The organism is Microbacterium resistens (assembly GCF_021172025.1).
Classification (GTDB): domain Bacteria; phylum Actinomycetota; class Actinomycetes; order Actinomycetales; family Microbacteriaceae; genus Microbacterium; species Microbacterium resistens.
In genome coordinates, this window is the sequence record NZ_CP082781.1 from 3,213,340 (window position 1) to 3,228,064 (window position 14,725).

Annotated in this window: 11 protein-coding genes; 10 read left to right on the top strand and 1 reads right to left on the bottom strand. The window is 71.8% G+C overall.

Annotated features, from left to right (window positions below):
* Positions 1-70: 70 nt before the first annotated feature.
* The 6 genes from hemQ to K8F61_RS15250 all read left to right on the top strand — a co-directional run bounded on the left by hemQ (position 71) and on the right by K8F61_RS15250 (position 5,704).
* Positions 71-781 (top strand): hydrogen peroxide-dependent heme synthase, encoded by a 711-nt coding sequence (gene hemQ, locus K8F61_RS15225; RefSeq protein WP_067250404.1) that lies wholly within the window; start codon positions 71-73, stop codon positions 779-781.
* Between the two features lie 7 nt (positions 782-788).
* Complete coding sequence (gene hemC, locus K8F61_RS15230) at positions 789-1,808, top strand: hydroxymethylbilane synthase (protein ID WP_231819723.1); 1,020 nt, start codon at positions 789-791, stop codon at positions 1,806-1,808.
* Between the two features lie 2 nt (positions 1,809-1,810).
* A complete protein-coding gene (locus K8F61_RS15235; protein ID WP_372449942.1) occupies positions 1,811-2,602 on the top strand; it encodes a uroporphyrinogen-III synthase in 792 nt (263 codons plus the stop codon).
* Entirely contained in the window at positions 2,599-3,591 is a 993-nt protein-coding gene (hemB, locus tag K8F61_RS15240; protein ID WP_067250413.1) for a porphobilinogen synthase, read from the top strand. Before K8F61_RS15235 ends, hemB begins: the two co-directional genes overlap by 4 nt.
* A 69-nt stretch (positions 3,592-3,660) precedes the next feature.
* Complete coding sequence (gene hemL, locus K8F61_RS15245; RefSeq protein WP_231819724.1) at positions 3,661-4,983, top strand: glutamate-1-semialdehyde 2,1-aminomutase; 1,323 nt, start codon at positions 3,661-3,663, stop codon at positions 4,981-4,983.
* A 268-nt stretch (positions 4,984-5,251) separates the two neighbouring features.
* Entirely contained in the window at positions 5,252-5,704 is a 453-nt protein-coding gene (locus tag K8F61_RS15250) for a hypothetical protein (protein WP_067250842.1), read from the top strand.
* Positions 5,705-5,806: 102 nt separating this feature from the next.
* On the opposite strand, the gene K8F61_RS15255 is transcribed toward K8F61_RS15250, so the two are convergent.
* The gene (locus K8F61_RS15255) at positions 5,807-8,359 is read right to left on the bottom strand and encodes an ATP-binding cassette domain-containing protein (protein ID WP_231819725.1); all 2,553 of its coding nucleotides are present in this window, start codon (positions 8,357-8,359) and stop codon (positions 5,807-5,809) included.
* Positions 8,360-8,502: 143 nt separating this feature from the next.
* Between K8F61_RS15255 and K8F61_RS15260 the strand changes: the two genes are divergently transcribed.
* The 4 genes from K8F61_RS15260 to K8F61_RS15275 all read left to right on the top strand — a co-directional run bounded on the left by K8F61_RS15260 (position 8,503) and on the right by K8F61_RS15275 (position 14,705).
* Positions 8,503-9,591 (top strand): enoyl-CoA hydratase/isomerase family protein, encoded by a 1,089-nt coding sequence (locus tag K8F61_RS15260; protein WP_231821569.1) that lies wholly within the window; start codon positions 8,503-8,505, stop codon positions 9,589-9,591.
* Between the two features lie 323 nt (positions 9,592-9,914).
* Entirely contained in the window at positions 9,915-10,478 is a 564-nt protein-coding gene (locus tag K8F61_RS15265; protein WP_231819726.1) for a kinetochore Spc7 family protein, read from the top strand.
* A gap of 205 nt (positions 10,479-10,683) precedes the next feature.
* Positions 10,684-12,411, top strand: a complete 1,728-nt coding sequence (locus K8F61_RS15270; RefSeq protein WP_231819727.1) for an ABC transporter ATP-binding protein — start codon at positions 10,684-10,686, stop codon at positions 12,409-12,411.
* Positions 12,408-14,705: an ABC transporter ATP-binding protein gene (locus K8F61_RS15275; protein WP_219085402.1), complete on the top strand. Its 2,298-nt coding sequence runs from the start codon at positions 12,408-12,410 to the stop codon at positions 14,703-14,705. The genes K8F61_RS15270 and K8F61_RS15275 overlap by 4 nt, the downstream gene beginning before the upstream one ends.
* Positions 14,706-14,725: the final 20 nt, after the last annotated feature.

Sequence of the window (14,725 nt, forward strand, 5' to 3'; positions counted from 1 at the left end):
GCTCCCGCGCGCACCGGCCGAAAGCGCCCCGCAGTTCGCGACCCGCCGCGGGAAGGGGCAGACTGGGACCATGTCCGAACCCGTCGTCCCCACCCCGTCCGAGTCCGTCGACAGCGCCGAGGCATCGCCCTCAGGCTTCACCCTGTGGGCGGTGTGGCGCCGGAACCCCGACGCCCCGGTGACGGAGACCGACGCCACGGAGCTGGAGGACATCGTCTCCCACATCGAGGCCGGGGGCGTCAGCGTCCGCGGCTTCTACGACGTCTCCGGGCTCAAGGCCGACGCGGACCTCATGGTCTGGCTGCACGGCGCCACCGCCGAGGAGCTCCAGCGGGATCTGCGGCGGCTCCGTCGGACCGAGCTCCTGCGCTCCCTGCTGCCGGTGTGGAACGTGATGGGGGTGCACCGCGACGCAGAGTTCAACCGCGCGCACGTCCCCGGGTTCCTTCGCGGCGTCGAGCCGAAGGGATGGCTCTGCCTGTACCCGTTCGTGCGCACGCCGGAGTGGTACCTCATCGAAGAGGACGAGCGCCGGCAGATGCTGGCCGACCACGGACGCCGCGGCGCCGCCTTCCGTGGCGTCATCGCGAACACCGTGGCCGCCTTCGCGCTCGGCGACTACGAGTGGCTGCTGCCGCTGGAGGCCGACGACCCCACGGAGCTCGTGGACCTGATGCGCGACCTCCGCTACACCGACGCGCGTCGTTACGTGAAGGAGGAGGTGCCGTTCTACACCGGACGACGCCTGCGTCTGGACGAGATCGCGGACGTGCTGCAGTAGGCGCGACATGTCCGTCACGTCGAACGCCCAGACCCCGATCCGACTCGGCACCCGCCGCAGCGCACTGGCGCGCGCCCAGTCCGGTCACGTCGCCGCCGCGCTGAGCGAGGTCGCCGGCCGCCCGGTCGAGCTCGTCCCGATCGTCTCCGAAGGGGACACGAACCGCGCCTCGCTCTCCGAGATCGGCGGGATGGGCGTGTTCGCGACCGCCCTGCGGGAGGCGCTCCTGCGCGGTGAGTGCGATCTCCTCGTGCACTCGCTGAAGGACCTTCCCACCGCCGTGCCCGATGCGCTGCGGATCGCCGCGATCCCGCCGCGCGCCGACGCCCGGGACGTCGCGGTGACCCGGGACGGACGCCCGCTGCACGAGCTCCCCGCCGGCGCGACGGTCGGGACGGGCTCGCCGCGGCGGATCTCCCAAGTCCGGATCCGCGCCCCGCACGCCCGGGCGATCGACATCCGCGGCAACGTCGACTCCCGCCTCGCCCGGGTCTCGTCGGGGGAGCTCGACGCCGTGATCCTCGCCGCCGCCGGGCTCTCGCGGCTGGACGGCGATCCGCTCGGTCCTCTGCATGCGGAGCCGCTGGGCCTGGCCGAGTGGCCGACGGCACCGGGACAGGGGGCGCTCGCGGTCGAGACGGTGGCCGACGCTCCCGAGGACCTGCTCGCGGCGCTCGCCGCGCTCGACGACGAGGCGACGCGGATCGCGGTCACGGCGGAGCGCGCGACCCTCGCCGGACTGGAGGCGGGGTGCCAGGCGCCGATGGCCGTGCACGCGCAGGTGGAGGGCGAAGCGCTGCGGGTGCGCGCCGTCGTGTACGCGCCCGCCGACGGCTGGCGGATCGGGGTGGACGTCACCGAACCCCTGAACGGGGGGTATATTCATCAGAACGGCAGTGGCAATGGTGCGGACGCTGCCGGCGGCGCAGACCCGATCGCCGCGGCTCGCACGATCGGGTTGTCTGTTGCCCGTCGGTTGCTCGAACGTGGGGCGGCCGACCTCATTCCGCGAGACCATTCCCGATGATCATGACTGAATCGAACCAAGCCAAGCCGCTGACCGGCTGGCGCGTGCTGGTGCCGCGCGGCGGTCCCTGGGGTGACGGCGTCGCCGCATCCCTGCGCGCCCAGGGCGCCGTCCCCGTCGTCGCCCCGCTCATCAACTTCGGTCCGACCACGGACCAGGAGACGCTGGACCGGGCCCTCGTCGACCTCGCGGAGGGTGCCTTCGACTGGCTGACCGTGACGAGCGCGACCACGGTCGACGTCCTCTTCGCGCACCGTGCGGTCATCCCCCCGGAGACGAAGGTCGCCGCGGTCGGCGAGACCACCGCGGCGGCGCTGCAGGCGGTCGGGTACAAGGTGGACCTCGTCCCCGAGAACGACAACTCCGCGGAGGGCATGGCGCAGCAGCTCATCGCCCTGGAGACCGAGCCGCGGCGGATCCTGACCCTGCGCAGCGAGATCGCGAAGCCGGTCCTCACGCGGTTGCTGATCAAGGCCGGGCACGACGTCTCCAGCGTCGTCGCCTACCGCACGGTCGGGGTCCCGGTCACCGAGCGGATCCTCCGGGACGTCGAGAACGGCCGGATCAACGCCATCCTGATCACCAGCGGCTCCGTCGCCGAGCAGGTGCGGGAGCAGTTCCCGAACATCCCGGAGACCACGCTGCTGGCGGCGATCGGACCCCGCACCGCCAAGGACGCCAAGCGCGCCGGGCTGCCGGTCTCCGTCGTCGCGGACCGGCAGACCGTGGACGCCCTCATCGAGGCGGTCTCGCACTTCACCCTCCCGCACGCGGCCGACGAGTTCGCGCCGTGACCGGTGCATCGTTCCCGCAGACGCGCCCGCGGCGGCTGCGGCAGACGCCCGCGCTGCGCGGGCTCGCCCGGGAGACCGATCTGCTCCCGCGGCACCTCGTGCTCCCTGCCTTCGTCCGTGAGGGGATCGCCGAGCCGGCGCCCATCTCCTCGATGCCCGGTGTCGTGCAGCACACGATCGAGTCGCTCCGCCGGACCGCGGCGACGGCGGCGGAGGCCGGCGTCTCCGGACTCATGCTCTTCGGCGTCCCCGCCGTGCGCGACGCCGTCGGCTCGGGCGCGGACGACCCGGACGGGATCCTGAACGTCGCGACGGCCGCCGTGGCCGCCGAGGTCGGCGACGCCCTCGTGGTGCAGACGGATCTGTGCCTGGACGAGTTCACCGACCACGGGCACTGCGGGGTCCTCGACGCCCGCGGCGCCATCGACAACGACGCGACGCTCGAGCGGTACACAGCGATGGCGCTCGCGCAGGCGCGTGCCGGCTCCGCCCTGCTCGGGCTGTCCGGGATGATGGACGGCCAGGTCGACGCGATCCGCCGAGCGCTCGACGCCGAGGGCTTCACCGACGTGCTGCTTCTGGGGTACGCGGCCAAGTACGCCAGCGCCTTCTACGGTCCCTTCCGGGAAGCCGTGGACTCGCAGCTCCAGGGCGACCGCCGCACGTACCAGCTGGACCCCGGGAACCGCCGCGAGGGCGTCCGCGAGGCCGTGATCGACGAGGCCGAAGGCGCCGACGTCGTGATGGTGAAGCCCGCCATGGCGTTCCTGGACGTGCTGCGCGAGGTCCGCGACGCCGTCTCGGTGCCCGTGTGGGCCTACCAGGTGTCCGGCGAGTACGCGATGATCGAGGCCGCGGCCGGCCACGGCTGGATCGACCGCCGCGCGGCGATCCTCGAGTCGCTGCTGTCGATCCGGCGGGCGGGGGCGGACGCCGTGCTCACGTACGCGGCGATCGAGGCGGCCGGCTGGATCCGCGCCGGCCGGTGACCCGGGGCGCTGCACCGAGGCCGCACCTCCCTGGACGCCTCGCATAGCCGCCCGCGGGAGGATGGACGCATGACCGATCGCAACGACGACCTCTTCGACGCCGCCCGTGCCGTCATCCCCGGCGGGGTCAACTCGCCCGTTCGCGCCTACGGCTCGGTCGGCGGGACACCCCGGTTCCTCGCGAGCGCCGAGGGAGCGACCGTGACGGACGCCGCGGGGCGCCGTTACGTGGATCTGGTCGCGTCGTGGGGGCCCGCCCTCCTCGGGCACGCGCATCCGGAGGTCGTCGCGGCGGTGCAGGAGGCCGCCGCGCGCGGGCTGTCGTTCGGCGCCCCCACCGAGGGGGAGGTGGAGCTCGCCACGCTGATCGCGGAGCGGGTCCGCGTCGGGGAGTCCCGGCCGGTGGAACGGGTCCGGCTCGTGTCGACCGGCACCGAGGCGACCATGACCGCGATCCGGCTCGCGCGCGGCGCCACCGGCCGTGATCTGCTGGTGAAGTTCGCGGGCCACTACCACGGTCACTCGGACGGGCTGCTCGCCGCGGCGGGATCCGGCGTCGCCACGCTCGCTCTCCCCGGATCGGCGGGCGTTCCGGCCCCCGTCGCCGCGCAGACCCTCGTGATCGACTACAACGACCCCGACGCCCTGGCCGCCGTCTTCGCCGAGCACGGGGAGCGGATCGCCGCCGTGATCGTCGAGGCCTCCGCCGCCAACATGGGCGTGGTCCCGCCCCTTCCGGGCTTCAACCGCCTGCTCGCCGAGACGGCTCACGCGCACGGCGCCCTGCTCATCCTCGACGAGGTGCTCACGGGGTTCCGCGTGCACCCGGCCGGCTTCTGGGGCCTGCAGCAGGAGGCAGGCGAACAGTATCTGCCGGACATCCTCACCTTCGGCAAGGTCGTCGGCGGCGGGATGCCGCTGGCCGCGCTCGGCGGGCGCGCAGAGGTCATGGATCTGCTGGCGCCGACCGGTCCGGTCTACCAGGCCGGGACGCTCTCCGGGAACCCCCTCTCGGTCGCGGCCGGGCTCGCGACGCTGCGCCTGGCGACCCCCGAGGCCTACGCGCGGGTGGACGCCGCCGCGGATCGGGTCGCGACGGCACTCGACCGCGCGCTCACGGCGGCGGGCGTCGTGCACGCGGTGCCTCGCGCCGGCAACCTGTTCGGCGTGGCGTTCGCCGCCGAGGGCCCCCGGGACTACGCGCAGGCGCAGGCCCAGGAGAGCCACCGCTACGCCCCGTTCTTCCATGCCATGCGCGAGCACGGGGTCGCGCTGCCGCCGAGCGTGTTCGAGGCCTGGTTCCTGACCGCGGCCCACGGCGAGCAGGAGCTCGCGGCGATCGAGGCGGCCCTTCCCGCCGCCGCCGAGGCCGCCGCGCGCGCCGCGGCCTGATCCGCACCGGCACGGGACCGGCACGGGATCCCGGCGGCGCCCGCCGTGCAGGCCGTTCCCGTTCTCGGCCGCCGCATCCGTCCCGATCCGCACATCTTGTCCCGATCCGCACAGGGTGCAGGCCTGCTCGTGTGCGGATCGGGACGGCGTGTGCAGATCGGGACGGAGTGCGCATGGCGGAGGAGAGGGCAGGACGCCGGACGGGATCGTTGTGGTCCTGTGAGCTTGTCTCCGAGACGCGTGGGGCTCGTTTTGGCAGACTTGAGCCATGGTGACGCTGCTGCTGGACCGGACCCGGCTCGAGGTGGAGCTCTCGCCCATCGAGCGCGCGGTCACGTTCCAGCGCGGGAACCTGCACATCGAGCGCTCCGCGATCACGAAGGTGCAGCTCACGGATGACGCGTGGACGTGGTTGCGCGGCATCCGCGCTCCCGGCACGCACATCCCCGGCGTCCTGGCCGCGGGAACGTGGCAGTCCGCGTCGGGCAAGGACTTCGTGCTGATCCGTCGTCGCCGCCCGAGCGTGGTCATCGACCTGGTCGGCGCGGAGTACGAGCGCCTGATCCTCACGACCCGTCATGGGCTGGCCCTCGCTCAGGCGCTGCGCCTGGACGTGTCGGAGGAGCTCGCCGAGGTCACCGAGATCGCCGCGACCGGTCCGGTCCGCGTGCCCGGGAAGGGCCGCGCGGGCAAGCCTGCCATCCGCCCCGCCGGCGCGTGAGAGGCTCGCGCGCTCCCGGGATCTCTCCCGCCGCCGCGTGAGAGGACGAAGAACGCGGCGACCCGACCGGAGTCGGATCGCCGCGTTCGCGCGTCGCGGAGGTCAGTCTCGGGGACGCTCGCCGTCCTCGGAGCCATCGTGGCTTCCCTCGCCCTCGCCACCGTCCTGTGCGTCGGCCGCGTCGTCCGGCGTCGCGTCCGAGTGCTGTTCCTCGGACGACTCTGCCTCGCCGGCGCCGGCGCCGGCGCCGGAGGCCTCGCCGGTGGCCGGGGCGTCATCGGCGTCGGAGGGGTGCTCGCCCTCCTCCGCGGTCGGAACCGTGTCGATCACGCCCGTGCTGGCGATCCGCCACGTGCGGCGTTCCTCGTCCGGCTCGGCGTCGCCGGGCGTGTAGGACGGGGCGTCCTCGGAGTAGTAGGCGCGGGCGGCGGCCGCGAGCGAGGCGCTGACCGCGGCGGCGCGCGGATCCTCGTCCTTGGTCACGTCGTCGGCGTCCTCGGGCTCGGATCCGTGCGATGCGTCCAGGACGACGGGGATCGCCTGGGTCTGGCCCTCGGTGAGCGAGCTGAAGATCTCGATGCCCGTGATCCCCGACGTCTCCGTCGGCGGCTCTTCGGCCGAGGTCTCGTCCTCGGCCGAGGCCTCGTCGCGGGACGTCTCCTCCTCGTCCTCGGAAGGGGCCTCGGGCGCGTCCTCGGCGGCGTCCGCCTCCGCGGCTGCGCGTCCATCCGCGCCGTCCTCCTCGGTCGCCCTCTCTTCCGCGTCGTCCGGGGCGTCGGCCCCGGCATCCGCCGGCGCGTCGACCTCGGCCTCGGGCGCGTCCTCCGCCGCCGGACCGTCGGCCTCCGACGATTCGGCGGGCACGGGAAGCGCGGTCGTGGGCGCCTCATCGGCCGACGCCGCGTCGTCCTGCGCCGAAGCGGGGACTCCGGAGATGAGCTCGTCGAACGTCGGCTCCGGTGCGGCGTCGGGAACCGAGATCGCCGCCGTCGCGAAGGGCAGCGGCCCGACGGTGCGGTCGTCGTCCTGCTCGGACGGCGTCGTGATGTCGGCTCCGTCATCGGCGGACGTGGCGGTCACGCCGAAGTCCGTGTCGGTGTCGATCGGTGCCGTCAGGGCGACGCCCGCGGCCACGGCGGAGTCCTCCGCGGTGTCACTCGCCGACGCGTCGCCCTCTGCCGTCGAGGCGTCGGCTGCCGTCTCCTCGGCGACGTCGTTCTCGGCGCCCCCGGGAGCGCTGGGCTCCGCGTCCTCCGGGGACGCGGCGGTCTCGTCGTCTGTCGACTCGTCCGCGACGACGTCGCCCGGCTCGTCCGCGGCGTCCTTCGACTCGTCCGAGGCGGAGTCGCCCGTCGTCTCGCCGTCGGAGGCCGGCGCCTCCCCCTCGGCGAGGGGAGCCGCGAACGTCTCGTCCGGTGTCTCGCCCTCGGCGGCCGAGGCGTCGGCGTCGGCATCGGCGGGCTCGTCGCCCGCGTCCGCGTCCTCCGCCTGGGTGCGCGCGGCGCGACGGGTGCTCGGCTCGGAACCACCCTCCGTCCCCCGCAGGCCGCCCGCGACGACCGCCCCGGCGACGGCCGCCCCGGCTCCGATCGCTGCGCCCGCCGAGACCGGGGACTCCGCGTCGCCGACGACGGGCAGCGCGGTCGTGGCGTCCGCCTCCCCGGCCGGGGCCGCCTCAGGAGCATCGTCGGGTGCGCCGGTGGCGCTCGACCCTGCAGCGGCGGCGGCGGCGCTTGCCCGCGTCCCCCCGGCGACGGGGTCGCGGCGTCCGTGGACGAGGTCGAGGAAGACCTCCTCCAGCGTCGGGCCGCGCTGCTGCAGCGTGGTGAGGGCCAGGCCGGCCGACGCGGCTACGGCTCCCACCGTGGCGGCGTCGGTGTCATGCACCGTCAGGCCCGAGCGAAGCACGTCGTGCGACAGCCCGGACGCGCTCAGAGCGGCCGCCAGCGCGTCCCGGTCCTCGGCATCCACGACCACGGATCCCGTGGTCGGGTCCGAGAGCTTGCTCATGCTGTCCGCGTAGACGAGTCGACCCTTCGAGAGCACGAGGACGTCGTCCGCGATCTGCTCGATCTCGCTCAGGACATGAGAGGAGACGAGCACGGTGCGACCCTCGTCGGCGAGGCGGCGGATCAGCAGGCGCATCCAGCGGATGCCCTCGGGGTCGAGCCCGTTGGCGGGCTCGTCGAGAACGAGGGCGCCCGGGTCGCCGAGCAGCGCGTGCGCCACGCTGAGGCGCTGGCGCATGCCGAGGGAGTAGGCGCCGATGCGGGTCTCGGTCTCGTTCTGCAGCCCGACGAGCGCCAGGACCTCCGCCACTCTCGAGAGCGGGATGCCGTTGGCCTTCGCCGCGATGGTGAGCTGGCGGGTCGCCGTGCGCCGGGGCCGGTACGCCGTGTCCTCCATGACCGCGCCGACGGTGCGCAGCGGATGACGAAGCTCCGAGTACGCCTTGCCGCCGATGGTCGCGGTGCCGCTGGTGGCGCGGACCTGACCGAGGAGGATGCGCAGGGAGGTGGTCTTGCCCGCGCCGTTGGGCCCGAGGAACCCGGTGACGGTGCCGGGCGCGATCTGCGCGGACAGGTCGTCCACGGCTGTCAGCGCGCCGAAACGCTTCGTCACCCGGGAGAACTCGAGCAGCTGTCCGTCGGTCATCTGCGACCTCTCGTCGTCAGGGGCATTACCTCATCTATCTTGTCGGAAAGCACCTGGAAATGCTCATCGACCACGGGATATACCGCGCGCGCCGACGGTTCGCCGCTCTCCGGCGCCCGGGGTAACGTGGCAGCGTGACCGCCATCGCCGACGCCTCCCCGTCCGCCGCCGCGCCCCCGCGGGTGATCGCGCGCACCGAAGGGGCCCTCGGGCGCCTCACCCTGAACCGTCCCGAGGCGCTCAACGCCCTCGACATCGGGATGATCCGGGAGATGCGCCGGACGCTGGACGCCTGGCGCGAGGACAGCGACGTGCAGATCGTGCTCATCGACGGGGCCGGGGAGCGCGGCCTCTGCGCGGGCGGCGACGTCCGCGCCCTCTACGACTTCCTCACGACCGATCGCTTCGAGGACACGGTGGCGTTCTTCCGCGAGGAGTACGCGCTCGACGCCGAGATCGCCGAGTACCCGAAGCCGGTGGTCGCCATCGCCGACGGCATCACGATGGGCGGCGGCATCGGTATCGCCGGGCACGCGGCGATCCGCGTCGTCACGGAGCGCTCGAAGCTGGCGATGCCGGAGACCCGGATCGGGTTCACGCCCGATGTCGGCGGCACGCTGCTGCTCGGACGCGCCCCGGGCCGGCTGGGAGAGTACCTCGGGCTGACCGGCAGCACGATGAGCGGCGCAGACGCGCTGTACGCGGGCTTCGCGGATCACTACGTGCCCTCGGACCGGCTCGACGCGCTGCGCGAGGCGCTGGCGTTCCGTGCGGACCCGACCGGTCCGAGCGAGATCGTCCTGCTGTTCGACGAGACGCCGGACCCGTCGCCGCTGTCCGCGGCCAGGGGGTGGATCGACGAGGTGTTCGCCGGGGACTCCGTCGTGGAGATCCTCGCGCGGCTGCGCGCGACGCGCCAGGCCGAAGAAGGGCCGGATCCCGCGGGGGTCGCCGATCTGCTCGGAGAGCTGTCGCCGACGGCGCTCGCCGTCACGCTGGAGGCCGTCAGGGAGTCCCGCGCGATGGACGACCTCCGCCCGGCGCTCGAGGGGGAGTACCGGCGTGTGCTGTGGTTCGCCGCACATCATCCCGATCTCGTCGAGGGGATCCGGGCGCAGCTGGTCGACAAGGACCGGAACCCGTCGTGGAATCCGGCGACGATCGGCGACCTCGGCGCCGACGCCGCCGTGCCCGCCCGCTCCCACGTGCCGCCGACGCCGCTCTGGGACTGACGCCCGTCGTCCTCCACCGCCGAGTCGTCGGGACCGGCTGCCCACAGATCCTGACGACGACGGCCGCCGATCCGGTGCAGCGGGCGAGACTCCTTCTGGCGGGCCATCGGGCGGTCCGGCAGAGTGAGGAGGTGTTCGTGTCGGCAGAGCTCTTCGGCGTGGTCCTCACCGGGCTAGCCGTCGTCGTGTCGATCGGCGCCGCGATGTTCGCGGGTTTCGCGTGGATGATCCGGCGGATGGACGACTCGGCGTCGGGCATCCGCTCCGAGATGGGGGCCGGCTTCGCCGCCGTGCGTTCCGAGATGAGCACCGGTTTCGCCGAGGTGCGTTCCGAGATCGCTGTCGTCCGCGACGATGTGGCGGTCCTGAAGACGGATGTCGCGGGTCTGAAGACGGATGTTGCGGTCCTGAAGGACGATGTCGCGGTCCTGAAGGCCGACGTGGAGGGTCTCAAGGAGGACGTGGCGGTCCTGAAGACGGACGTGGCGGGTCTGAAGACGGACGTGGCGGTCCTAAAGGACGACGTTGCGGTCCTGAAGACGGATGTTGCGGTCTTGAAGGAGGACGTGGCGGTCCTGAAGGACGACGTGGCGGTCCTGAAGGACGACGTGGCGGGTCTGAAGGAGGACGTGGCGGGTCTGAAGACGGATGTTGCGGTCCTGAAGACGGATGTTGCGGTCCTGAAGGACGATGTTGCGGTCCTGAAGGACGATGTCGCGGTCCTGAAGGACGACGTGGCGGGTCTGAAGACAGATGGCGCGATTCTGAAGACGGACGTCGAGGTCCTGAGGATCGACGTGCGAGGCGTGAAGGACGAGCTCACCGAGGTGAAGATCTCGATCGCGCGCATCGAGGGACCGCGACCTCATCTCGTCGTCGCTCGCTGAGGCCGCCCCGCGTTCTTCGATCGGGGCCAGAAATAGCGCCTGACCGCGGGATCGTTTCGCTGACAGCGAAGGGATCCGGCGAAGGGGTGTGTTTGTCCGACCCCCGTGGCACTCTATTGCCTGGCCTCTTCTCGCCCACTGGGGTGGCGAGGGCGGCCCTATCCCCCTTCCGTCAGGAAATCCGCTCCCACAAGGAAGTCCGCCTGTGCTCGGAAAACTCCTCGTCCGATATCTGTCCCGATACCGATGGCTGCTGCTCGGCGTGCTGGTGTTCCAGTTCGCGAGCGCGCTCGCCATGCTCTACCTTCCCTCGCTGAACGCCGACATCATCAACGAGGGCGTCGCCAAGGCCGACACCGGATTCATCTGGTCGCACGGTGTCTTCATGCTGGCCGTGTCGCTCGGCCAGATCGTCTCCTCGATCATCGCCACCTACTTCGCCGCCCGCGCGGCCATGGGACTGGGCCGGGACATCCGCGCCGACGTCTTCGCCCGCGTGAGCGGCTTCTCCGAGCGCGAGGTCTCGCGCTTCGGCGCAGGCTCCCTCATCACCCGCAACACGAACGACGTGCAGCAGGTGCAGATGCTCGCGATGATGGGCGCGACGATGTTCGTCACCGCGCCGCTGCTGGCCATCGGCGGCATCATCATGGCCGTGCGCCAGGACGTCGGCCTGAGCTGGCTGATCGCGGTCGCCGTGCCGGTGCTGCTGGTGCTCGCCGTGCTCGTGATCGGCCGGATGGTCCCGCTGTTCCGCAGCTACCAGAGCAAGCTCGACACCGTGAACCGCGTGATGCGGGAGCAGCTCACCGGCGTCCGCGTCGTGCGCGCCTTCGTGCGCGAGCGGATCGAGGAGGAGCGGTTCCGCGGAGCGAACACCGACATCATGGTCGTCGGCCGCAAGGTCGGCTCGCTGTTCGTGCTGCTCTTCCCGCTGTTCATGCTGATCCTGAACGTGACCGTGGTCGGCGTCATCTGGTTCGGCGGCATCGAGGTCAACGCGGGCAACGTCGAGGTCGGCACCCTCTTCGCCTTCATGCAGTACGTCGGCCAGATCATGGGCGGCGTCATCATGTCGAGCTTCATGGCGATGATGATCCCGCGCGCCGCGGTCTCGGCCGAGCGCGTGGGCGAGGTCCTGGACGCCGAGACGAGCATGACCCGCCCGGTCGGCGGCGTGACGGAGTTCGCCGCCCCCGGTTCCGTGGCCTTCGACGGCGTCGAGTTCACCTACCCGGGTGCGGAGGCGCCGGTGCTCACCGGCATCAGCTTCGCGGCCGAGCCCGGCGACACGGTCGCGATCGTGGGGTCGACCGGTGCGGGAAAGACGACGCTCGTCTCGCTCATCCCGCGACTGTTCGACGTCACCGGAGGCAGCGTCTCCGTCGGCGGGACCGACGTCCGCGAGGCGGACGTCGACGCCCTCTGGGAGAGCATCGGACTCGTGCCGCAGCGCCCGTTCCTGTTCACCGGGACGATCGCGTCGAACCTGCGCTTCGGCCGGGAGGACGCCACCGATGAGGAGCTGTGGAAGGCGCTGGAGATCGCGCAGGCGAAGGACTTCGTCTCCGAGATGCCGGACGGCCTGAACTCCCGCATCGCGCAGGGCGGCACGAACGTCTCCGGCGGGCAGCGCCAGCGGCTCGCGATCGCCCGCGCGATCGTGCACCGCCCGCGCGTGCTCGTCTTCGACGACTCCTTCTCGGCGCTGGATCTCACGACGGACGCCCGGCTGCGTCAGGCGCTGTGGCGCGAGCTGCCGGACGTCACGAAGATCGTGGTCGCCCAGCGCGTGTCCACCATCACCGACGCGGACCGGATCGTCGTCCTGGAGGGCGGCACCATGGTCGGCGTCGGCACGCACGAGGAACTGCTCGAAACCAATGACACCTATCGCGAGATCGTCGAGTCGCAGCTGGGGGTGGACGCATGAGCGCTGAGAACCAGGACAAGCCCATGAGCCGCCGCGAGCGCATCGCGGCCGCCCGGGCCGCGCGCACGGCCGGAGCCACGGCCACGGCGGAACGCGAGCTCACCGACGAGGAGAAGTACGAGGAGGAGCTCGCCGAGAAGGCGCGCCTGGACGGCGGGGGCATGTTCGACGGCCCGGCTCCAGGCAAGGCCGAGCGGTTCGGCCCGAACTTCGCTCGGATGCTCGGCCTGCTCAAGCCCTCCGCGGTCTGGCTGGTGATCGTCTCGATCCTCGGCGCCGTCGGCGTGGTCCTCATGGTGGCCGCCCCGAAGGTGCTCGGCGAGGCGACCAACCTCGTCTTCGAGGGCTTCGTCTCGAAGACCATGGGAGACAACGGTGTGCCCGCCGACCTGTCTCAGGACCAGGTCGTCGAGCTGCTGCGATCGCAGGGCCAGAACGAGTTCGCCAACATGGTCGCGGCCATGAAGGACTTCCAGGTCGGGGCGGGGATCGACTTCGATCGCCTGCGCTGGATCATCACCGCGGTGCTGGCGATCTACGTCGGCTCTGCGCTGCTGAGCTGGCTGCAGGGCTACGTCATCAACGTCATCATGGTGCGCACCATGTGGCGCCTGCGCGAGGACGTCGAGGCGAAGATCAACCGCCTGCCGCTGTCGTACTTCGACAAGGTGCAGCGCGGCGAGCTGATCTCGCGCGTCACGAACGACATCGACAACATCACCCAGACGATGCAGCAGTCCTTGTCGGGAGCGCTGACCTCGATCCTGACGGTCGTGGGCGTACTCGTGATGATGTTCTCCATCTCGTGGCAGCTCGCTCTCGTCACCCTCATCGCCCTGCCGCTGATGGGCATCATCTTCGGCGTGATCGGCCCCCGGTCGCAGAAGGCGTTCAGCGCGCAGTGGAAGAAGGTCGGCCGTCTCAACGCCCGCGTCGAGGAGGCCTTCTCCGGTCACGCGCTCGTCAAGGTCTACGGACGCGAGAAGGACGCGCTGGCGAAGTTCCAGGAGGAGAACGAGGAGCTGTACGAGTCGGCGTTCAAGGCGCAGTTCCTCTCCGGCATCATCATGCCGGCGATGCAGTTCGTCGGGAGCCTGACCTACGTCGGCATCGCGGTGCTCGGCGGGCTCATGGTCGCCAGCGGGCAGATCCGTCTCGGCGACGTGCAGGCGTTCATCCAGTACGAGCAGCAGTTCACCCAGCCGCTGTCGGAGCTGGGCGGCATGGCCGCGGTCGTGCAGTCCGGAACCGCCTCCGCGGAGCGTGTGTTCCAGCTGCTGGACGCGGACGAGCAGGACCCGGACGAGGAGGACGCGCCGACCGTCACCGGCGGCAAGGGCGTCATCGAGTTCGAGCACGTCGCGTTCTCGTACTCGCCGGACCGTCCGCTGATCACGGACCTGTCTTTCCGGGTGGAGCCGGGGCAGACCGTCGCGATCGTCGGGCCGACCGGCGCCGGGAAGACGACGCTGGTGAACCTCATCATGCGGTTCTACGAGCTCGACTCGGGCCGGATCCTGCTCGACGGGCAGGACATCGCCGAGCTGACGAGGGACGACCTGCGCTCGCGCACCGGCATGGTGCTGCAGGACCCGTGGCTGTTCGCGGGGACCATCCAGGAGAACATCCGCTACGGCAAGGCCACGGCGAGCGATGACGAGATCCTCGCGGCGGCGAAGGCGACGTACGTCGACCGGTTCGTGCACGCTCTCCCGGAGGGCTACGACACCGTCCTCGATGAGGACGCGTCGAACGTGTCCGCCGGCGAGCGCCAGCTGATCACGATCGCGCGCGCCTTCGTGGCCCAGCCGTCGATCCTGATCCTGGACGAGGCGACGAGCGCGGTCGACACCCGCACCGAGCTGCTGCTGCAGCACGCCATGGCGGCGTTGCGGCAGGGGCGCACCTCGTTCGTGATCGCGCACCGACTCTCGACGATCCGCGATGCCGACCTCATCCTCGTGATGGAGCACGGCGACATCGTCGAGCAGGGAACCCACGACGAGCTGATCGCGGCCGAGGGCGCGTACTGGCGGCTCTACCAGTCGCAGTTCGAGCAGGCGGCGACCGATGTCGACGCCGAGGCCGCGCTCACCGCGTCGGTGCCGGTCGTGGTGACCGGCGAGGCGGCGGCGGAGGAGGCCACGGCGGCCGCGGACGCGGTGGCGGGCATCCCGGCGGCGGGCATGGCCTCCGCACGGGCCGGCCTCTCCGCGCAGGAGGGCGTCCGCCCGGATGGGGCGACGCCCGACGGCCCGGAGCGCTCCGGGGATCAGGACGGCACGTCCGCCTGACCCGTCTCATCGCACGAAGG